The following is a 19,981-nucleotide window of genomic DNA, read 5'->3' on the forward strand; positions in this document are numbered from 1 at the left end:
TCGCTTACCCTTTCGCTTCGGGGGCGGGCTTTTCCGTCGGCGCTGCGGCAGGAGGGGCGTCCTTCGGCGTCGCATCGCCCGTTGCAGCCCCCGGCTGGGCCGGGGCGGGGTGGCGCGGAACGACCGGAGAACCCGGGCGAACTTTCTGCGTGCCTTCGACGACGATCACTTCACCCGCTTTCAGCCCTTTCATGATCACCCACTCGCTGCCGATGCGCTCGCCCGGGACGACCGGGCGCAACTCGACCTTGTTGTCTGCGCCGACGACGGCGATCAGGTAGCGCCCCTGGATTTCGGTGACGGCGCGTTGCGGCACCAGCAGCGCGTCCTGCAGCGTGCCGACCGTGGCCCGCACCTTGCCGAACAATCCCGGCCGGAGAAGCAGGTGCGGGTTGGGGAAGATCGCGCCGATCTTGAAGGTGCCGGTGGTCGTGTCGACCTGTCGGTCAAGCAGCAGGAAGCGCCCTTTTTCGCCATGGACACTGCCGTCGGCGAGAATCAATTCGAGCGGGACGTCCTCGGCCTTGGCGTTGGGCGCGCTGCGGATGTGGCGCAGGTATTCCTGTTCGCTCAAGCTGAAATAGACCTTGACCGGGTGATGCGTGAAACCGTCGTCAGCTCGGTCTGCGCCGAAGGACTGAGCAGGTCGCCGATCTGGGCCTTGGCGATGCCAGCGATTCCGTCGATCGGCGAGCTGATTCTGGTGAACTCGAGGTTCAGTCTGGCTGTCTCGAGCGCGGCCGTCGCCTGTTCCAAGGCGGCGCGGGCCGACAACTCGCTGCCGACGGCATCGTCGAGGTCCTTGCGGCTGACCGCGTTCTTGGCGGCCAGCGGTTTGATGCGCGCCAGATTCGCGGCGGCGGTGGCGTGCAAGGCCTGCTGCTGAGAGCGGACGGCTTTGGCCTGGTCCACGGCGGCCTGGAAGGTGCGCGGGTCGATCTCGAAAAGCACCTGCCCCTTCTTGACGAGGTCGCCCTCGCGGTAGTTCTGCTTGACGAGGTAGCCAGTGACCTGCGGTCGGATGGTGGCGTTGATTTCGCCGTCCAGCGTCCCGACCCATTCGCGGTGAATGGGGACGTCGCGCGGGGCGACGGTCAGAACGTCGACGGTCGGCACTGGCGGGGGCGGGGGCGCGGCCGTTTCGCGGCAGCCGCCGAGGAGAAGGGCGAGACCGAGAACGGCATAACGCAGTGAAAGGGGGGCGAGTGCGGTCGCCGGCGCTTTGTGTTCCATCCAGGTTCCCCCGAACTTTATGGATCAGTCAGAATGTCAGCATAGGCACCCGGAATGACTTTCATCAAGCCTCTCATGCCGAACGCAAGCAGACTTTGTGCCGCCCTGTTGCGCAAAGGCCAGAGGCCTTCTGTTACGATGCGCAGCGCCGTGCCTTCGTGCGGCGTCCCATTTCTCGACCATGTGGTGTCCCATGATTTCGATGCGTGCGTTGTCGCTGCTCGCGCTGGCATGTCTTAACTTCGTCCTGCAGCCGCTGGCGGCCGAGGAGGTGGTTCGACCAAAAGTCGGCCTGGTGCTCGGCGGTGGTGGCGCGCGCGGTGCGGCGCACATCGGGGTGCTGGAAGTGTTGCGCGAATTGCGCGTTCCGGTCGATTGCATCGCCGGAACCAGCATGGGCGCGCTGATCAGCGGCGCCTACGCAGCCGGCTTGGCGCCGAGCGAGATGCGCTCGGCCATGGCGGCGGCCGACTGGAACGACATGTTCCTCGACAACCCGCCGTATTCCGAGATCAATTACCGCAACAAGGCGGTGTCGCGGCGCTTCATGCCGGGGTCCGAAACCGGCGTCACGGAGGCCGGCGTTTCCTACAAGGGTGGGGTCGTGGCGGGGCAGAAGATCAAGCTCTTCTTCAACCGCCTGGTGCATTCGGATCAGGGCGAACGCTATCTCGAGGACCTGCCCTTGCCGGTGGCGATGATCGCCACCGACATCGGCAACGGCGAGCGGGTGGTGCTGCGCGAGGGCAGCCTGACCATGGCCATGCGCGCCAGCATGTCGGTCCCGGGGCTGCTGGCGCCGGTCGATCACCAGGGGCGCAAGCTGGTCGACGGCGGCCTGGTGGATAACGTGCCGATCCAGGAGGTGAAGCGGCTGTGCAATGCCGACGTGGTGATCGCGGTCAACGTCGGTTCGCCGCTGCTCAAGGCCGAGTCGGTCGGCTCCCTGCTGACCGTGACCGCGCAGATGGTCAACATCCTGACCGAGCAGAACGTCAGCCAGTCGCTGGCGCAGCTGACGGCACAGGACATCTACATCAAGCCCGACCTGACGGGCATCACCGCAGGCGATTTCCAGAAGAACGGCGAGGCCGCCGACCGCGGTCGGGTCGCGGCAGCGGCTCAGACCGAGCGTCTGCAGGCCTTGTCGGTCGATGAGGCGACGTACGCGGCCTGGGAAGGGAAGCTACGTTATGCGCGCGGCAAGGCCAGGCAGGTCGACGAAATCCAGATCGCGGGGCTGCGGCGCGTCAATCCCGAGGCGGTGCGCCGCCACCTGAGCCTCAATCCCGGCGACGAAGTGAATGCCGAGCAGCTCAACCGGGACATGCTGCGCATGTACGGCGACGGCTGGTACGAGACCGTCGATTACACCCTGCTCTCGGCGCGCGACCGGAACATCCTCCGGGTTTCGCCGGTCGAGAAGCGCTGGGGGCCGGACTACCTGCGCTTCGGCATCAACCTCGACACCAATTTCAAGGCCGATTCGTCCTACACCCTGCGCGGCGCCTACGACAAAACCTGGATCAATAATCTGGGCGGGCAATTCCTGATCGGTGGCGAGATCGGCCGGCAGAACCGGCTCGGGGTCGATTACTACCAGCCGCTCGATTCGCGGCAGCGCTATTTCTTCGAGTCCTCCCTGTCGTACAGCAAGGAAAACCAGGGTATCTATCAGGATGGGCACCGGCAGGCCGAGTACGCCAAGACGACGCGCGAAATGTCCTTCGGGGCCGGCGTCAATGTCGGTGTACTCGGGCACGTGCGTACCGGCTGGCGTTATCAGTGGCTGGAGTCTCAGATCCGCACCGGATCAGCGACCGGCCTCCTGCCGGCCGAGGCGAAGGAAGCCTATGGGGGGGCGTACGTCGCCTTCGATTTCGACCAGATGGACCGCCTCTATTTCGCCACGCGCGGCTGGTCGAGCCGGATCGCCTACTTCAACGCGCCGACGCGCGATTACAGCAAGTTGTTCGTCGACCTGCGCGGGGCGCATGCCATCGGCGACTACGTGATGAACGCCAAACTCAGCTATCAGGGGTCGCCGCGCGGCAGTCTGCCGACCTACGACGCCGGGGCGCTGGGCGGTTTCCTCAACCTGTCGGGCTTCGCCAGCGGGCAATTGATCGGCGACGACATCCGTTACGGCAGCCTGCGTTTCGAGAAGATCATCGGCCGTCTGCCCTTGGGTTTGCGCGGCGATATGCGGGCCGGCTTGGCGCTCGAAGCGGGCAAGGTCGGGACGCCCTATACTGAGACCAACCGGACCGGATGGCTCAAATCGACGACCGTGTATCTCGGCGGCGAAACGCCCATCGGCCCGGTGTACCTCGGCTATGGTCGTTCCGATGCCAGTTCGTCCAACCTTTACCTGTTCATCGGAACCCCGTGACGCGTCATCTTTGAATGGAGGTGGTGAATGGCTTGGCTGAAACCCTGGCTCGCCCTGTTGTGCTCCGCGTTGCTCTGCCTGGCCGTGCCGACGGTGGCCGCGGCCGAGGCGGACAAGGCCACGAAACAGGCCGAGATCCGCAAGAACAGCGAACGCATCCTCGACGCCCTGTACAAGGCCCACCCGTCGGCGCGCGCCACCATCAAGTCGGCGGCAGGCTACGCGGTGTTCAGCAATGTCGGGGTGAAGATTCTCGTCGCCGGGGGCGGTAAAGGCGCCGGCATGGCCGTCGAGCGGGCGAGCGGGCGCGAAACCTTCATGAAGATGGTCGAGGTGCAGGCCGGCCTGGGGTTCGGGGTCAAGAAATTCCGGCAGGTCTTCGTTTTCGAAACGCAGGCGGCCTTGCGCGGCTTCGTCGAGTCGGGCTGGGAGTTCGGCGGCCAGGCCACGGCGGCGGCGACCGATGGGCAGCGGGGCGGCGCCTATCAAGGCGCGCTTCTGGTCTCGCCCGGTGTCTGGGTCTATCAACTGACCGAAAAGGGACTCGCGCTCGAACTGACGGGCAAGGGAACGAAGTATTACAAGGATGAGGCGCTGAACTAGGTCGGTGCCCGGAGGAGGCGCGATGAACGAACCCGGCTTGGATCGGACGCAGACGGGCTTGGCGACGGTGATCGTCGAGCGGCTCGAACAGCAGCGCCTGCCGCGCGCGCTTGATCTGCAGGAAAAGGTCGAGCGCGGGGAACGGCTCGACGACCTGGACATCGCCTTCCTCGAGCAGGTGCTCGACGATGCCCAGTCCCTGCGCCCGTTCCTGGAGACGCATCCCGCATATCAGACGCTGGCGGCGCGAACCTTTGCGCTGTACAAGGCGATCGTTGCGCGGGCGGCCGAGAACGAGGCCGCGGCGCGCGGCTGAAGGTACGCCGGGCTGAACACAGCGCACAAAAAAGCCGCCTGGAGCCTCGCTCCGGCGGCTTTTGCGCGGCGCTTGCCGCTTAAGGCTTAGCGTTGCCCAGTTGTTCGAGCTTCTTTTCGATCTGCGCCAGCGGCACCGCGCCCGGGATGCGTTCGCCGTCGATGAAGAACAGCGTCGGCGTGCCGTTGATCCCGAGTTGATGGCCGAGTTCGACGGTGCGCCGCACCGCCGTCGTGTCGCAGTCGCTGCGCCCTTCGGGCTCCTTGCTGTCCAGCATCCAGTCGTTCCAGCTCTTGGCCTTGTTGGCCGAGCACCAGATGCGGTTCGACTTCTCGAGTGAGTCGGGCGAGAGGATGGGGTAGAGGAAGGTGTAGACCGTCACGTTATCGAGCTTCTGCAAATCTTTGGCGAGCTTCTTGCAGAAACCGCAGTTGGGGTCCTCGAAGCTGGCGATGATGCGCTTGCCGTTGCCGCGCACCTGCTTCACCGCGAGGTCGAGCGGCAGATCGGAGAATTTGATCGCGGTGAGTTTCTGCATCCGCTCGGAGGTCACGTTCTTCATCGTCTTGGCGTCGAAGAGCGGGCCGCCGACGATGGCTGTGACCTTCTCGTCGGTGTAGACGATCTGGCCTTCGGCGTAGACTTCGTAGAGGCCGAGGTAGCCGCTCTTGGCGACGCTGCTGACTTTGACGCCGAGCTTGCTTTCGATGGCCTTGCGGACGGCGGCTTCGTCGGCGCGCGCCGGCTGGCTGAACGAAACGGCCAGCAACGCGGTGGCGGCCAACGGAAGGAGCAGTTTCTGCATGGGATGACTCCGGGAACGGTGTAAGACAGAAAACGAAATCGGGCTGCCGGGCGCAGGGGCTAGACGAGGCCCATCGCGTAGCGCGCGAGCCGGTTCTTGAGCGGAGGCAAGGCGTTGGTGAGCGACAGGCCAGCGTTGCGCAGGGTCGGCAAAAACGGGAGTCTCTCACGAAACAGACGGCGCAGCATATCTGTCGTCTCCTGCATCAGAACCGTCTCCTCGCGTCGGGCGCGCTGGTAGGCCTGCAGCCGGCGCAGCTGGCCGACGTCCTCCCAGGCCGGTGTTTCGGCGAGAAGACCGGCGAGGACACGGGCATCCTGAAAGCCGAGGTTGATGCCGTGTCCGGAGAGCGGGTGGATGCCGTGCGCGGCGTCGCCGATCAGCGCGAGACGCGGTGCGACGACCTGCGGCACCTGCATCAGGCGCAGGGGGAAGGCCGCCGCCGGCGTGAGCGGCTCGAAGTCGCCGAGCACGCCGCCGCCGGCCGCGGCGACCCGCGCGCACAGTTCTTCGGGCGGCAAGGCGAGCAGTTCGGCGGCGTGCGCGTCGGGCGTCGACCAGACGATCGAAATCCGGTTGATGCCGTCGGCATCGGAGAGCGGCAGCCAGGCGAGAACGCCGTCGGCGCGGAACCACTGGCGGGCGATGCCACGGTGCGGGCGGGCGCAGGTGAAGTTGGCGACGACGCCCATTTCGCCGTAAGGCGCGTTGCGGGCGACGAGCCCGGCCTCGCGGCGCACCCAGGAATCGCGGCCGTCGGCGCCGACCAGAAGGCTGGCGCTCACCCGGCGGCCGTCGGCGAGCGTCAGCTCGGCAGCTTCAGGACTGAAAGCAAGGGCCTGCGGGGCGCTTGGCGAGAGCAGGGTGAGGCGGTCCTGACGGCGCACGCTTTCCCATAACTCGCAGGCCATCAGTGAGGCTTCGAGGATCCAGCCGAGTTCGCTGACGCCGCATTCGTAGGCCGAGAATTCGAGTTCGCCGCCGGCGTCGCCGCGCACCTGCATGGCCCGCAACGGGGCGATGCGGTTCGCGTCGAGGTGCGCCCAGGCGCCCAGCTCGGCGAGAAAGGCCGCGTTGGCCGGGGTCAGCGCGTAGACGCGCGCGTCCCAGCCTGCCGGGGGGCGTGGCGGGTGGTTTTCGATCAGGGCGACCGAGAGGCGGGTGTCGCGCAGGGCTCGGGCCAGCGAAAGGCCCGCCAGACCGCCGCCGACGATGATCACGTCAAAATGCATGCTTTGGCTCCACGAAGCCGCGATTGTGCCGTGCCGCCCCCGGCTTGTGCAAACCGGTGCCCAAGGTGTGCGGTGCCGTGGGCGAGCCCCGGGGGCGATGGTAGGATGCCGTTTTGATGTCCGCTGCGGCGCGAGGTTCAGGCCGTGCGGAAAAATGCCGTTGCGATCATCCCATGAAAAAAATCCTCATTGTCCTGCTCGCCGTGGTGGCCACCAGTCTCGGCCCCCTGGCTGCGCCCGCGCGGGCCCAGATCGCGCTGCCCGGGTTGAGTGCCGGTGGCGACGCGAAAAAAGCGCCAGCGGCCGAGCAAGTGCCCAAGCGCGAACGCATCCTGGCGCAGATCGAGGAGGCCGAGCGGCGGCGCAACGAGGCCCTGCGCCTGCGTCCGACCTACACCGGCGAAGACGCGGTGCATGCCACCGAGGTGCAGCATCTGCTCGACCGGTTGACCGTCGTCGAGCGCGACAAATTGAAGCGTCTCAACGAACTGGAGATGGCGCAGAAGGCGATGCCGCCGTCGATCGAGACCTGGCCGGTGGTGCGCGAGCTGAGCGGGCCGCCGCCGTATTCGGCGTTGCGCGTCGATGCGCTGCGCGATGCGCTCGACAGCCAGAATGACAAGCTGCAAGCCATGAGCGCGCGCTGGCAGTCGCTGGAGGCGGAGAAGATCGACCTGACACGAAGCCGCCAGCGTTCAGCCGAAGCCGTGCGCCTGGCCGAGGACCGGCTGGCGCGCAGCACCGAGAGCGAAGGTGAGCACCAGCAGGCGCGCCGGGCGCGCGAGTTGGCGGCCCTGCAGCAGCAGGTCTCCGACGCCGAACTGGTGGCGCAGAGCATGGGCCAGGAGGCGCTCAAGCTGCAGATGGCGGCGCAGCGGCGGCTGATCGATGAGCTTGACCGCGTGGTCGAACGGGTGCTGCCGCATCAGCGCCTGAGCGAAGCCGACATGGCTTTCGTGCGGGCGCGCGCCAAGGCTGGCGCCGAGAAGCTCAAGGCCGAGATCGACGCCTCGGTGAGCGCCCACAACAAACGTCTCGCCGAGCGCGACCGCCTGGTGCGCGACGGGGCCAAGAACGCCGCGGGTAGCGAAGAGCGCAACCTGCGCCTGCGCTTCCTCGACGACGCGCTGGAAACCGACCTCGTGGTGTTGCGTGGATTGTCCTGGCTGCAGCTGATCGGCCAGCAGTGGAGCGAGGCGATCGAATTGCGCTTTCTTTCGCTCGGCGGCGATGCGCAGGCGCGTGAAGCCGCGCTGCCGGCGCTGCAGAAGATCAAGAGCGGGCTCGACGACCGTCTGAAAATCGCCAAGGAACAGCGGCGGGCCTTGAACCTCTCGATCCGCGAACAGGAAGGGCGTCTGGCCAGCGCCGTGCCGGGTTCGATCGAGTACCGCTACACCAACGAGATGCTCGGCCTGCTGCAGAAACGCAACCTGATGTTCGATCGCGTCGAGGCCTTCGTCGCCAACTTCGAGCGCCAGATCGGGCGCTGGGAGCGTGATCTGGGCGGCGGCGGGGCCAGCTCGCTCGGCGAGCGCCTGACCGCCGGCTGGCGTGCCGCAACGCGCTGGCTGAGCGTGCTCTGGCACTACGAGCTGTTCTCGGTCGAGGACAGCGTCGAGGTTGACGGCAGCCGGGTGCCGGTCAGCTACGGCGTCACCGTCGACAAGAGCGTCGGCGCGCTGTTGCTCTTCGTTCTCGGCTACTGGGCGCTGGCGCGCCTGTCGCGCGTCGCGCAGCGGGTGCTGGTGACCCGTTTCGGGATCGAGGCGCAGCTGGCGCAGGTGATCCGGCGCTGGCTGGTGATCCTGTTCACCCTCGGGCTCGTCGTCTTCGTCCTCAACCTCGCGCGCATCCCGCTCACCGTTTTCGCCTTCCTCGGCGGTGCGCTGGCGATCGGCGTCGGTTTCGGGACCCAGACCATCATCAAAAATCTGATCAGCGGCATCATCATCCTCTTCGAGCGCAAGATCCGCGTCGGCGACATCGTCAACATCGGCGAGACCACCGGCAACGTCGTCGCCGTCGACCTGCGCGCGACGACGATCAGCGGCTTCGATGGCGTCGAGGCGCTGGTGCCCAACTCGACCTTCCTCGAAAACACGGTGACCAACTGGACGTACTCGAGCCCGTCGATCCGGCGCGAACTGCGCATCGGCGTCGCCTACGGCTCGGACACCCGGCTGGCGGCCAGCCTGCTCGCGCAGTGCGCGCGCGAACACGCGCACGTGCTGCGCGACCCGATCCCCGAGGTTTTCTTCGAAGACTACGGCGACAGCGCACTGCAGTTCGTCCTCGTCTATTGGGTCCAGCTCGGATTGCAAGTCGGCCCGCGCCGCGTGGACAGCGACCTGCGCCATGCCATCGGCGACCGCTTCGCTGAGGCCGGCATCGGCGTGCCCTTCCCGCAACGCGACATCCGCCTCGAAGTGAATGGCCCGCTGCCGGTGCAGGTCTCGCACGGCGAACCGGGGCGATGAGCCTGCGCTACCTGCCGGTCGTCGTCTGCAGTGAGCACGACTCGCCGCTCGATGCGCTGCTGGCGCTGCACGTGGCGCAGGACGACGCGGCCGACGCCGTCGCCGCCGCGCTGCATGCCTGCGATGGCGACTTCGCGCCGGGTTTTGCCGTGCTCGCCGAGACCGACGGCGGTCGCCCGGTCGCTGCAGTGCGCAGCGAAACCGGCCGCTGGGTCGCGGGCAACGCCTTCCCCGACAAAGCCTGTGCCACGGCCGCCGGCGCCGAGCGCGAACTGACGCGCCTCGTCAAACGCGGTCGACGCGGCCTCGTCGCGCAGATTTAGGTCGGCCTGCCGGCCCCATTCGGCGGCCTCTGCAGCCGGCCTGGAGGGCGCATCCAGGCGCCCTTTCCGGCCTGCATCGAAGGCGCGCGGCGGGCAGCCGGTATAATCCCGGCTGACCTTCCGAGATGCTCCCGATGTCCGACTTGCTTGCCCACCTCAACCCGCAACAACACGCCGCCATCACCCTGCCGCCGCAGCATGCGCTGATCCTCGCCGGCGCGGGCAGCGGCAAGACGCGCGTGCTGACCACGCGCATCGCCTGGCTGATCTCCACCGGCCAGGTCGGGCCGCAGGGCGTCCTCGCCGTGACCTTCACCAACAAGGCGGCCAAGGAGATGCAGACGCGGCTCGCCGCGCTCCTGCCGATCAACACCCGCGGGATGTGGATCGGCACCTTCCACGGCCTGTGCAATCGCCTGCTGCGTGCGCACCACCGCGAGGCCGGCTTGCCGGCGTTGTTTCAGATTCTCGACTCGGCCGACCAGCTGGCGGCGATCAAGCGCCTGCTGAAAAACCTCAACGTCGACGACGAGAAATTCCCGCCGCGCGAGCTGGCCCACTTCATCAACGCGCACAAGGAGCAAGGTATTCGCGCCGCGCAGGCCGAGGCCTACGACGACTTTACCGCGCGCCGCGTCAGCCTCTACGCCGAATACGAAGCGCAGTGCCAGCGCGAAGGCGTGGTCGATTTTGCCGAACTGCTGCTGCGCTGTTACGAACTCCTGCAACGCAACGAACCGCTGCGCCGCCACTACCAGGCGCGCTTCCGTCACATCCTGGTCGACGAGTTCCAGGACACCAACCGCCTGCAGTACGCCTGGCTCAAGCTGCTCGCCGGTTACGGCGAGGCCGCCGCCGACGGTGGGCCGGGCGTGCCGATGGGCTGCATCTTTGCCGTCGGCGACGATGACCAGAGCATCTACGCCTTCCGCGGTGCCGAGGTTGGCAACATGCGCGACCTCGAGCGCGAGTTCGGCATCAGCGAAGTCATCCGCCTCGAACAGAACTACCGCTCGCACGGCAACATCCTCGACGCCGCCAACGCGCTGATCCAGAACAACCGCGGCCGCTTGGGCAAGAACCTGTGGACCGACGCCGGGGCGGGCGAGCCGATCCGCGTCTTCGAAGGGTTCTCCGACCTCGACGAAGCGCGCTTCATCGTCGACGAAGTGCGCGAGTTGATCCGCGACGGCGTCGAGCGCACCCAGCTCGCCATCCTCTACCGCTCCAACGCCCAGTCGCGCGTGCTCGAACACCAGTTGTTCACTGCCGGCGTGCCTTACCGCGTCTATGGCGGGCAACGCTTCTTCGACCGCCAGGAAATCAAGCACGCTCTTGCTTATTTACGCCTCCTCGCCAACCCCGACGACGACACGGCGTTCGCGCGGGTGGTGAACTTCCCCACCCGCGGCATCGGCGCGCGCAGCGTCGAAGCCTTGCAGGAGGCCGCGCACCGCGCCAATTCCAGCCTCTACAACGCGGCCGCGAGCCTGGGTGGCAAGCCCGGCGCGGCGGTCGGCAATTTCGTACGCCTGATCGAAACCCTGCGCACGGATTGCGCGCCGCTGTCGCTACCCGAGAAGATCGAGCTGATCCTCGAGCAGAGCGGCCTGCGCGCCCATTATCTCGGCGAGAAGGAAGGCCAGGAGCGGCTGGAAAACCTGGACGAACTCATCAACGCCGGCGTCGCCTTCCAGCAGGAGGCGATCGATAATCCCGGCGACATTCCATTGGCCGACGACGAACTCGCCGCCTTCCTCGCCCATGCCGCGCTCGAATCGGGCGAGCACCAGGCCGGCGAAGGCCAGGACGCGGTGCAGATGATGACCGTGCATGCCGCCAAGGGCCTCGAGTTTGACGTGGTCTTCATCTCCGGCCTCGAGCACGGCCTCTTCCCGCACGAGAACGCGACGCAGGAGCGCGACGGCGTCGAGGAAGAACGGCGGCTGATGTACGTGGCCGTGACGCGGGCGCGCAAACGCTTGTACCTCTCGCACGCGCAGACGCGCATGTTGCATGGCCAGACGCGCTACTGCGTGCCCTCGCAGTTTCTCGAGGAACTGCCCGAAACCCTGCTGCGCAAGGTCGGCGGCGGCGCGGCGAGCACGTCGCAGCGCGCTTACGCGGGCAGCGGCTATGCTGGGAATGCCGGGGGCTACTCGGGCGGCTATTCCAGCACCGGCTACGGCGGGCAGGCTGCGGCCCCCGCCGCGGCGCGCAGCGCGGCCTCCGGCGGCGCCGAGAGCGCCATCCCGGGCGGGCTGCGCATCGGCCAGAACGTCGAACACGCCAAGTTCGGGCAAGGCGTCATCGTCGGCGCCGAAGGGCGCGGCAACGAGGCTCGGGTGCAGGTGAACTTCCGCGGCCACGGCATGAAGTGGCTGGCTTTGCAGTACGCCAAACTGACGCCGGTCTGAGCGGCGACGGGGAACGCCGGGCGTCGGCCGCGGTCTGTTTTCCGGGTTTGTTGATCTTTGCCGAGAACGAAAGGAAGCGATGAAAGCAGGCGTGCACGCCATCCACTGGACCACTCTCGCGCCCTTCGTCGGCGCCGGCCTTCTGCTCGCCGCCGTGCATCACGCTGAAGTCGTCGCCCACCGCGTCGGCGAACCCTTCGGCACCCTGCTCCTGGCCGTCGCGGTGACGGTCATCGAAGTCGCGCTGGTCGTCTCGATGATGCTCGGCGGCGGCCCCGAGAAAGCCTCACTGGCGCGCGACACGGTTTTCTCGGCGATCATGATCGTCTGCAACGGCATCGTCGGTCTCTGCCTCTTGCTCGGCGGCCTGCGCCATCGCGTGCAGGGCTTCCAGCTGCACGGTGCCAACGCCGCGCTCGGCGTGCTGGTGCCGCTCGCAGTGCTCACCCTGATCCTGCCCAACTACATGCTCAGCGCCCCCGGCCCGGCGCTGGACACCACCCAACTCGCCTTCGTCGGCCTCGTCTCGCTCGCCTTCTACGGCGTTTTCGTCTTCGTCCAGACGGTGCGCCACCGCGACTACTTCCTCGTTCCGGGCAGCGATGAAGACGAGCACGCCGCCCCGCCCAGCGGCTGGGCGGCACTGGCCAGCGCCATGCTGCTGATGCTGGCGCTGGTGGCCGTGGTCGGCCTGGCCAAGCTGCTCTCGCCCACCGTTGAAGCCGGCGTGGCGCAGATCGGCGCGCCGGCCTCGGTGGTCGGCATCGTCATCGCCGCGCTGGTGCTGATGCCCGAAGGGCTGGCCGCGGTGCGCGCGGCGCGCGCCGACCGCCTGCAAACGAGCCTCAATCTGGCTTTGGGTTCAGTCCTCGCCAGCATCGGCCTGACCATCCCCGTGCTCGCCGCGATCCATGTCGCACTCGGCGAAATGCTCGTGCTCGGGCTGACCGAACGCGACGCTATCCTGCTCGTGCTGACCCTCTTCGTCAGCACCATGACCTTGGCCACCGGGCGCACCACCGTGCTGCAAGGCATGGTGCACCTGCTGCTCTTCGCCGTCTTCCTCTTCCTCTCGGTCCTGCCATGAGCGCTCAAGACGCCGCCCTCGCCGAATCCGCTCACCGCACCCCGGTCTTCCAGCAACTCTGCGCGCGGCTCGACGCCGCTGGCGCGCGCTACCGCGTCGTCCGCCACCCGGCGGCAGGAACCTCGGAAAGCGTCGCCCAGGTGCGCGGCACCGAGGTGGGGCAGGGCGCCAAGGCCATGCTCTGCCGCGTGGGCGGAAAAGGGGGAAAGGGCGGCCACGCGGGCGCCTTCGTGCTCGGCGTCCTGCCCGGCGATCAGCGCCTCGACTTCAAGAAGCTCGGCGCCGCGCTCGGCGGCGGCAAGGCCAGCCTCGTCTCCGCCGAAGACGCGCAGGCACTCACCGGCTGCGTGATCGGGGCTATCCCGCCCTTCGCCCCCTCGCCCGAGGTGACGCTGATCCTCGACCCGCAACTGACCGAGCGCTACGCCGAGATCGCCTTCAACGCCGGCAGCCTCGAAGCCTCGATCGTCCTCGACGCCGCCGACTACCTGCGCATCGCGCAGCCGCGGGTGGTGGAGATTGTGGCGGGGTGAGCCGAATTAGGGGGGCTGGGAGGTGTGGTTTATCGGCCTGAGCTGTCGTTGATCTGCCACGTTGTCTCGCTCCGCAACGTTCCAACCAATGGCCATTTGGACTAAAACCACACGGAAGGACAGTCGCAGTAATCTATAAGCCGAAAGGGAGGTTGTGCAGAGCACAACAATCTACGCTTAAGCAGTGATCTGAATCATCCGATTCGCCTTGAAAATTGGCAACGCAACCCTGTCTTACCGTTCTTCAGAGGGTCTGAACTGGGGGGGGCAGCGCCAGCCAGACTGAAGTCATGCCCTGTTTGATGGCGAAAGCCCATTTCACCACGATGTTGCCGCCTCTTTCCCCGTCTATGAAAACCGACCGCCACCTCTTGATCCGCTCACTTTTCGACGAATACATCCAAATGTATGCGACCCGAGACGACCGGCTGACATCGAGGTTCAGCAAGAATTTCAGTGGCTTTGCGGGCGGTGGTACTCGCTTGGTGAAAGACGTTGGGCAATGGATCGATATCACCCGTCAAGATTTTGCCCAGATTACCGAGCCTCTGCGGATTGAAATGCTGGACGTGAGTCTCCAGGATCTGTGTGAACAGATCGTTGCCGTTACGGCCTTTTTCCACATTCATCTGCCAATCCCTGACCACATCCTCTCTCGGGAGGTTGCGCGGTTAACCCTGATTTTTCGGCTGGAAGGCAACGACTGGATGATTGTCTACAGCGGGATATCCATTCCCTATCATCTTGTTCAGGAAGGTGAGGTCTATCCGCTCAAAAGTCTTGTCGAGAGAAACGCTGCGCTTGAAAGAGAGGTCGCTGATCGAACCTTCGAATTACGAGAAGCCAACTTTAAGCTGGAACTTCTGAGCAATACAGATGGTTTGACCGGTGCTGCGAATCGGCGCTGCTTTGATCGCGTGCTGAGCGAAGAGTGGAACCGCGCGCAACGGTCTGGATTACCGTTAGCGCTGATCTTGATCGATGTCGACCATTTCAAGGCATTCAACGACGGTTATGGACACCTGGCGGGCGACGATTGCCTCAGAGCGGTCGCCATGTCGATGTTGAAGGAAGTACGGCGTGCGGCAGAGATCGTCGCGCGCTTTGGCGGAGAAGAATTTGTCATCTTGATGCCAGATAACAGTGAAGAGCAGGTGTTGGCGACCGCCAAACGTATTCAAGACGCGGTGGCCAAACTATCCATCAAGCATTCATGGTCGCCGACCGGACAGGTCACCCTGAGCTTCGGCGTGGCTTGCTCTGTCCCAGCCTTTGGACGCTCTCCGGAAGGTCTGATTGCAAGCGCTGATGCGGCGCTATATCGAGCTAAATCACTGGGGCGTAATCGTATCGAAGTTGCTGCCTTGGCCTAGCAACATAAAGCGACTACCGGCCAAACCGTGCGGCCGCTTCCTGTCATTATGACAAAGGCGTGATTCCGGAAGAGGCCACAGGCAACAGCCGAGAGATAATTCGCCATTCAGAACCAATCCCTGGATTGGTCGATCAACGGCCTTCACCCGTGCTCTCCCTTGGTTCTTGCTTTGTTCGCAACAGTTCCATATTATTGGAATTATGGAAAATAAAGATGCCATCACCGCCTTTGCCGCGCTGGCGCAGGAGAGCCGTCTGGCGGTCTTGCGTCTGCTGGTCAGGCACGCGCCGGACGGGCTGACGCCCGGCATGATGAGCGAGACGCTGGCGATGCCGGCGCCGACGCTTTCGTTTCACCTCAAGACGCTGGCGCACGCCGGTCTGGTGGTCTCGGTGCAGGAAGGGCGCTTCGTGCGCTATCGCGCCGAGATGCCGGCCATTCGCGCGCTTGCGTCGTTTCTCACCGAGGACTGCTGCCAAGGGCAGGCCGCGCGGTGTTTGACCGATGAGGACAATTCATGACCGCAACGCAGATCAAGGTGCTGGTGCTGTGCACCGGCAATTCGGCCCGCTCGATTCTCGGCGAGGCGCTGTTCAACCATCTCGGGCAGGGGCGGGTGCGCGCCTATTCCGCCGGCAGCCGGCCGTCGGGCCAAGTCAATCCGGTGGCGCTCGAGACGCTGGAAAAGCACGGTGTGCCGCTGCCCGCCGAGGTGCGCAGCAAGTCGTGGGAAGAATTTTCCGCGCCCGGTGCGCCGCATTTCGATTACCTCTTCACCGTCTGCGCCAGTGCCGCCGGTGAGACTTGCCCGGTGTGGCTGGGGCATCCGGTGACGGCACACTGGGGCATCGCCGATCCGGCCCATGTCGAGCCGATCGAGGCCCGGCGTGCGGCGTTCGAGCAGGCGTTCATCGCGCTGGAGAAACGCATCCGCGCCTTCCTCGCGCTCGACCTCGCGGCGCTTTCGGCGCAGGAGGTGGCGACCGCGGCCCAGTTGATTCATGTCGCCGCCCAGGAGGGTGAGCAATGAGCGCGCAGTGCGAAGTCACGGCCAAGGCCGCAGGCGGGGCCTCGATGAGCGTCTTCGAGCGGTACCTGAGCCTGTGGGTGTTCCTGTGCATCGTCGCCGGCGTCGGGCTGGGCCAGCTCTGGCCGGGCGCTTTCCAGGCGGTGGCGCGGTTGGAGTATGCGCAGGTCAATCTGCCGGTCGGGCTGCTGATCTGGGTGATGATCATCCCGATGCTGGTCAAGGTCGATTTCGGCGCGCTGCACGAGGTGCGCCAGCATGTGCGCGGCATCGGCGTCACGCTGTTCATCAACTGGCTGGTCAAGCCCTTCTCGATGGCCTTCCTCGGCTGGCTGTTCGTGCGCCAGTTGTTTGCGCCCTACCTGCCGGCCGACCAGCTCGACAGCTACATCGCGGGGCTGATCCTGCTGGCGGCGGCGCCGTGTACGGCGATGGTTTTCGTCTGGAGCCGGCTGACCAAGGGCGACCCCTTGTTCACGCTGTCGCAGGTGGCGCTCAACGACACCATCATGATCTTCGCCTTCGCCCCGCTGGTGGCCTTCCTGCTCGGCCTCTCGGCGATCACCGTGCCGTGGGACACCCTCTTCGCTTCGGTGGTGCTGTACATCGTCATCCCGGTGATCCTCGCCCAGCTCTGGCGCCGGCACCTGCTCAAGGGCGGGCCGGCGGCCTTCGACGCGGCGATGGAAAAGATCGGCCCCTGGTCGATCGGCGCGCTGCTGGCGACGCTGGTGCTGCTCTTCGCTTTCCAGGGCAAGGCCATCCTCGAGCAGCCGCTGGTCATCGCGCTCCTGGCGGTGCCGATCCTGATCCAGGTGCTCTTCACCTCCTCGCTGGCCTACTGGCTCAACCGCAGGTGCGGCGAAAAGCATGCCGTGGCCTGCCCGTCGGCGCTGATCGGAGCATCCAATTTCTTCGAGCTGGCGGTCGCCGCGGCGATCAGCCTGTTCGGTTTCGAGTCGGGGGCGGCATTGGCGACCGTGGTCGGCGTGCTGATCGAGGTTCCGGTGATGCTCCTGGTGGTCAAGGTGGTTAACACGAGCAAGGGGTGGTATGAACGCAAGGAACATTGAGTTGCGCCGGGCCTGTGGCGCTGACCTGCCGGCCATCGTGGCGCTGCTGGACCGTTGTGCGCTGCCGACCGGCGACCTGGATGCGCCGCTGCTGGCGGGCTTCTGCGTGGCTGAAGGGCGCACCGATTCTGGCCCCCAGCTGGTCGGGGTGATCGGCTGGGAGCGCCTCGGCGACGGCGCGCTGTTGCGTTCGCTCGCCGTGGCCGTCGAGCAGCGCGGCGCCGGCTTGGCGGCGCGCCTCGTCGAGTGGAGCGAAGCGGCGGCACGCGCGCAGGGGGCGGCCACCGCCTACCTGCTGACCACCACGGCCGCCGATTACTTCCTGCGCCGCGGCTACGCCGAGGTGGCGCGTGCCGACGTTCCGCCCAGCGTGGCGGGGCACGCGCAGTTCCGCAGCCTGTGTCCGGCGAGCGCCCGCTGTCTGGCGCGGCCGCTGGCGTAGCCGCGGCGCATCCGAGTCGGCGATGCCGACCTACGATTGCCACCTGCGCGCCTGGCGGCAGCATCGGGACGAGCTGAAGCGCTTTCTCGCGCACCGCTCCGGCAACGCCGCCGAGGCCGACGACCTCTTGCAGGAGGTGTTCCTGCGCGTTGTGGCGCAGGCCGGCGCGTTCTGCCGCGTCGAGCATCCGCGCGCCTGGCTGTTCCATGTGGCGCGCAACCTGCTGCTCGATCGTTTGCGGATGACCCAGGCGCACGTCCCGCTGCCCGACGATCTGGTGGCTGAGCCCTCGCCGGAGGTCGATCCGGTCGAGCGCCTGAGCCAGTGCCTGCCGCGCGTCCTCGCCGAACTGGCGGTGGAGGATCGTACGGCGATCGTGACGTGTGACCTCGAGGGCGCCTCGCAAAAAGACTACGCCGCACGCAGCGGGCTCACGCTCGCCGCTGCCAAGTCGCGCCTCCTGCGGGCGCGGCAGCGCCTGCGCGCCCGCCTCGCGGAGGCCTGTCAGCTCAAGTACGGCGAGGACGGGAAGATCTGCTGCTTTACCCCGCGCGCGCCGTCGGCGGGCGAGCCGGAGCCCTCCGCTTAAAGTCGTCGCGGCGCCGCGGCATCGTGGCGGTGCATCCTTTTGACTCCGCTTTCGTCTTCTGCAGAGAGGGGCAACGGCCGGAATCCCTCCGGCCGCCCCTGAATCCAACTGCGGGAGTGCGACGTGTCTTTTTCAACTTCATCTCAATCGCCCTCGGTCTCCCCTTTGCGGCGCTGGCTGCTCGGGCTGGCCGTGGCCGCCGGAGCCTGGTTCCTGGCCTACAGCCAGTTGTCGGCCTTTGCCGATGCCGTCGTACTGGCCTTGGGCGTGTCGCGCGACACTCGCCTGGGCGAGGCGGTGCATTTCTTCGTCTACGACACGCCCAAGGTCGCCCTGCTGCTCGTCGGCGTCGTTTTCATCGTCGGTGTCGTGCAAACCTTCTTCGCCCCCGAGCGCACCCGCGCGCTGCTTTCCGGGCGGCGCGCCGGGGTGGGCAATGGGCTGGCCGCGCTGCTGGGCATTGTCACCCCCTTCTGCTCGTGCTCGGCCGTGCCCCTGTTCATCGGCTTTCTCTCGGCCGGCGTGCCGCTGGGGGTGACCTTCTCCTTCCTGATCTCGGCGCCGATGGTCAATGAAGTCGCGCTGGCGCTGCTCTTCGGCATGTTCGGCTGGCAGGTCGCGGCGCTCTATCTCGCGCTGGGCCTCGCGGTGGCCGTCGTCGCCGGCTTCGTGATCGGCAAGCTCGACATGGAGCCGCACCTCGAGGACTGGGTGCGGCAGATCCAGGCCGGGCAGGCGGCGCCGACGGTCGGCGTGCGCCTGGGCTGGGTCGAGCGCTTCGAGGTCGGTGTGCGCCACGTGCGGACGATCTTTGCCCGGGTGTGGCCCTACCTCCTGCTCGGGATCGGGCTCGGCGCCGGCATTCACGGCTACGTGCCGGAGGACTTCATGGCGCAGTTCATGGGCAAGGAGGCGTGGTGGGCGGTGCCGGCCGCTGTGGCGCTGGGCGTGCCGATGTACGCCAATGCCGCCGGCATCATCCCGGTCGTCGAGGCGCTGATCGGCAAGGGCGCCGCGCTGGGGACGGTGCTGGCGTTCATGATGGCGGTGATCGCCCTCTCGGCGCCGGAGATGATCCTGCTGCGGCAGGCGCTCAAGCCGAGACTCATCGCCACCTTCGCCGGCGTGGTGGCGCTCGGCATCATGCTGGTCGGGTATGTGTTCAACGCGGTGATCTGAGAAGGTAAGGAGAGAACGATGTTCGACACGGTCGGTTTTATCGGTTCAGGACGGATCGCCCGCATCATGGTCGGCGGCTGGAAGAAAGCCGGCGCCATGCCAGCGACGATTTTTGCTTACGATGCTAACCCCGCTGCCGTGGCGGCTTTGCGGGAAGACGATCCGGGCGTGAAGGTGGCTCGACTCGATGAGGCCGCCGGCGCCGATCTGGTGTTCGGCGCGCTGCATCCGCCGGCCTTGCTCGAGGTGCTGCCCGCGGTCGCCGGTTTGCTGAAGGACGACGCGCTGTTCTGCTCGCTGGCGCCGAAGGTCAAACTGGCGGCGCTCACGGCGACGCTGGGCGGGTTTTCCCGCGTGGCGCGGATGAATCCGAACTCGCCCAGCATCATCGGCCAGGGCTTCAACCCCCTCGTGTTTGGCGCTGACCTGCCTTCCGCCGCGCGCGAAGCCCTGCTGCGCGTGCTGGCGCCGCTCGGGCAGTCGCCGCAGGTCGACGAGCGCTGGCTGGAAACCTACGCCGTGATCAGCGCCATGGGGCCGACCTATTTCGGCTTCCAGTTTGCCGAAGTCGAGCGACTGGCCGAGTCCTTCGGCCTGACGCCGGACGCTGCGCGAGCGGCCTTGCGGCAGATGTTGCACGGCACGGTCGATCTGCTGTTCGTCAGCGACCTGCCGCGGCGCCAGGCCCTCGATCTCGTTCCGGTACGGCCTTTGGCCGAACAGGAGGCCGAGATCGTCGGCATGCTGCAAAAGCAGATCGGCGGCATGCACGCCAAACTGACGGGGTGATTGAGTCCCGGGCGGGGCTCGGAATCGACCGGACAGCGATCCGCCAGCGATGACGACATTGCGATTTTTCGCCCACTGGACGCGCG

The 19,981-nt window shown here is 66.4% G+C and carries 18 protein-coding genes and 1 pseudogene; 16 read left to right on the plus strand and 3 right to left on the minus strand.

All coding sequences use genetic code 11. From position 1 onward, the window contains the following. Positions 1 to 4: 4 nt before the first annotated feature. Positions 5 to 1,233, minus strand: a pseudogene (locus QMB55_RS11650) (efflux RND transporter periplasmic adaptor subunit). Positions 1,234 to 1,426: 193 nt separating this feature from the next. On the opposite strand from QMB55_RS11650, the gene QMB55_RS11655 reads away from it, so the two are divergent. The 3 genes from QMB55_RS11655 to QMB55_RS11665 are packed head-to-tail and all read left to right on the plus strand — an operon-like array spanning position 1,427 to position 4,544. Next, positions 1,427 to 3,625, plus strand: a complete 2,199-nt coding sequence (locus QMB55_RS11655) for a patatin-like phospholipase family protein (RefSeq protein WP_497588880.1) — start codon at positions 1,427 to 1,429, stop codon at positions 3,623 to 3,625. Positions 3,626 to 3,652: 27 nt separating this feature from the next. Further along, positions 3,653 to 4,228 carry a lipid-binding SYLF domain-containing protein gene (locus QMB55_RS11660; RefSeq protein WP_497588881.1) on the plus strand — a complete coding sequence of 192 codons (576 nt, stop codon included), beginning with the start codon at positions 3,653 to 3,655 and terminating at the stop codon, positions 4,226 to 4,228. Between the two features lie 22 nt (positions 4,229 to 4,250). Continuing rightward, complete coding sequence (locus QMB55_RS11665) at positions 4,251 to 4,544, plus strand: hypothetical protein (protein WP_497588882.1); 294 nt, start codon at positions 4,251 to 4,253, stop codon at positions 4,542 to 4,544. Positions 4,545 to 4,623: 79 nt separating this feature from the next. Here QMB55_RS11665 and QMB55_RS11670 read toward each other — a convergent pair whose 3' ends face one another. Both QMB55_RS11670 and QMB55_RS11675 read right to left on the minus strand, forming a co-directional pair. After that, positions 4,624 to 5,349 carry a DsbC family protein gene (locus QMB55_RS11670; RefSeq protein ID WP_497588883.1) on the minus strand — a complete coding sequence of 242 codons (726 nt, stop codon included), beginning with the start codon at positions 5,347 to 5,349 and terminating at the stop codon, positions 4,624 to 4,626. A 59-nt stretch (positions 5,350 to 5,408) separates the two neighbouring features. Continuing rightward, positions 5,409 to 6,581, minus strand: a complete 1,173-nt coding sequence (locus QMB55_RS11675) for a UbiH/UbiF family hydroxylase (protein ID WP_497588884.1) — start codon at positions 6,579 to 6,581, stop codon at positions 5,409 to 5,411. 173 nt (positions 6,582 to 6,754) lie between these two features. On the opposite strand from QMB55_RS11675, the gene QMB55_RS11680 reads away from it, so the two are divergent. From QMB55_RS11680 to QMB55_RS11740, 13 genes are all read left to right on the plus strand, one after another. Further along, positions 6,755 to 9,061, plus strand: coding sequence for a mechanosensitive ion channel domain-containing protein (locus QMB55_RS11680; protein ID WP_497588885.1), 2,307 nt, complete (start codon positions 6,755 to 6,757; stop codon positions 9,059 to 9,061). Further along, on the plus strand, positions 9,058 to 9,384 hold the full coding sequence (locus tag QMB55_RS11685; RefSeq protein WP_497588886.1) for a hypothetical protein: 327 nt from the start codon (positions 9,058 to 9,060) through the stop codon (positions 9,382 to 9,384). Before QMB55_RS11680 ends, QMB55_RS11685 begins: the two co-directional genes overlap by 4 nt. Positions 9,385 to 9,518: 134 nt before the next feature. Further along, a complete protein-coding gene (locus tag QMB55_RS11690) occupies positions 9,519 to 11,801 on the plus strand; it encodes a UvrD-helicase domain-containing protein (RefSeq protein WP_497588887.1) in 2,283 nt (760 codons plus the stop codon). 79 nt (positions 11,802 to 11,880) lie between these two features. Beyond that, on the plus strand, positions 11,881 to 12,888 hold the full coding sequence (locus tag QMB55_RS11695) for a calcium:cation antiporter (RefSeq protein WP_497588888.1): 1,008 nt from the start codon (positions 11,881 to 11,883) through the stop codon (positions 12,886 to 12,888). Beyond that, positions 12,885 to 13,421, plus strand: coding sequence for a YbaK/prolyl-tRNA synthetase associated domain-containing protein (locus QMB55_RS11700; RefSeq protein ID WP_497588889.1), 537 nt, complete (start codon positions 12,885 to 12,887; stop codon positions 13,419 to 13,421). Before QMB55_RS11695 ends, QMB55_RS11700 begins: the two co-directional genes overlap by 4 nt. A 302-nt stretch (positions 13,422 to 13,723) precedes the next feature. Beyond that, positions 13,724 to 14,794, plus strand: a complete 1,071-nt coding sequence (locus QMB55_RS11705; protein ID WP_497588912.1) for a GGDEF domain-containing protein — start codon at positions 13,724 to 13,726, stop codon at positions 14,792 to 14,794. Between the two features lie 202 nt (positions 14,795 to 14,996). Further along, complete coding sequence (locus tag QMB55_RS11710) at positions 14,997 to 15,317, plus strand: ArsR/SmtB family transcription factor (RefSeq protein ID WP_497588890.1); 321 nt, start codon at positions 14,997 to 14,999, stop codon at positions 15,315 to 15,317. Then, positions 15,314 to 15,826 carry an arsenate reductase ArsC gene (locus QMB55_RS11715; RefSeq protein WP_497588891.1) on the plus strand — a complete coding sequence of 171 codons (513 nt, stop codon included), beginning with the start codon at positions 15,314 to 15,316 and terminating at the stop codon, positions 15,824 to 15,826. Before QMB55_RS11710 ends, QMB55_RS11715 begins: the two co-directional genes overlap by 4 nt. Beyond that, positions 15,823 to 16,896: an ACR3 family arsenite efflux transporter gene (gene arsB / locus QMB55_RS11720; protein WP_497588892.1), complete on the plus strand. Its 1,074-nt coding sequence runs from the start codon at positions 15,823 to 15,825 to the stop codon at positions 16,894 to 16,896. Before QMB55_RS11715 ends, arsB begins: the two co-directional genes overlap by 4 nt. After that, the gene (gene arsN2 / locus QMB55_RS11725) at positions 16,877 to 17,338 is read left to right on the plus strand and encodes an arsenic resistance N-acetyltransferase ArsN2 (protein WP_497588893.1); all 462 of its coding nucleotides are present in this window, start codon (positions 16,877 to 16,879) and stop codon (positions 17,336 to 17,338) included. Before arsB ends, arsN2 begins: the two co-directional genes overlap by 20 nt. Positions 17,339 to 17,360: 22 nt before the next feature. After that, a complete protein-coding gene (locus tag QMB55_RS11730) occupies positions 17,361 to 17,927 on the plus strand; it encodes a sigma-70 family RNA polymerase sigma factor (protein ID WP_497588894.1) in 567 nt (188 codons plus the stop codon). A gap of 123 nt (positions 17,928 to 18,050) precedes the next feature. Next, positions 18,051 to 19,106 (plus strand): permease, encoded by a 1,056-nt coding sequence (locus QMB55_RS11735; RefSeq protein WP_497588895.1) that lies wholly within the window; start codon positions 18,051 to 18,053, stop codon positions 19,104 to 19,106. An 18-nt stretch (positions 19,107 to 19,124) separates the two neighbouring features. Next, positions 19,125 to 19,895, plus strand: a complete 771-nt coding sequence (locus QMB55_RS11740; protein ID WP_497588896.1) for a pyrroline-5-carboxylate reductase family protein — start codon at positions 19,125 to 19,127, stop codon at positions 19,893 to 19,895. Positions 19,896 to 19,981 lie beyond the last annotated feature (86 nt).

The organism is Propionivibrio sp. (genome assembly GCF_041441355.1).
GTDB lineage: Bacteria > Pseudomonadota > Gammaproteobacteria > Burkholderiales > Rhodocyclaceae > Propionivibrio.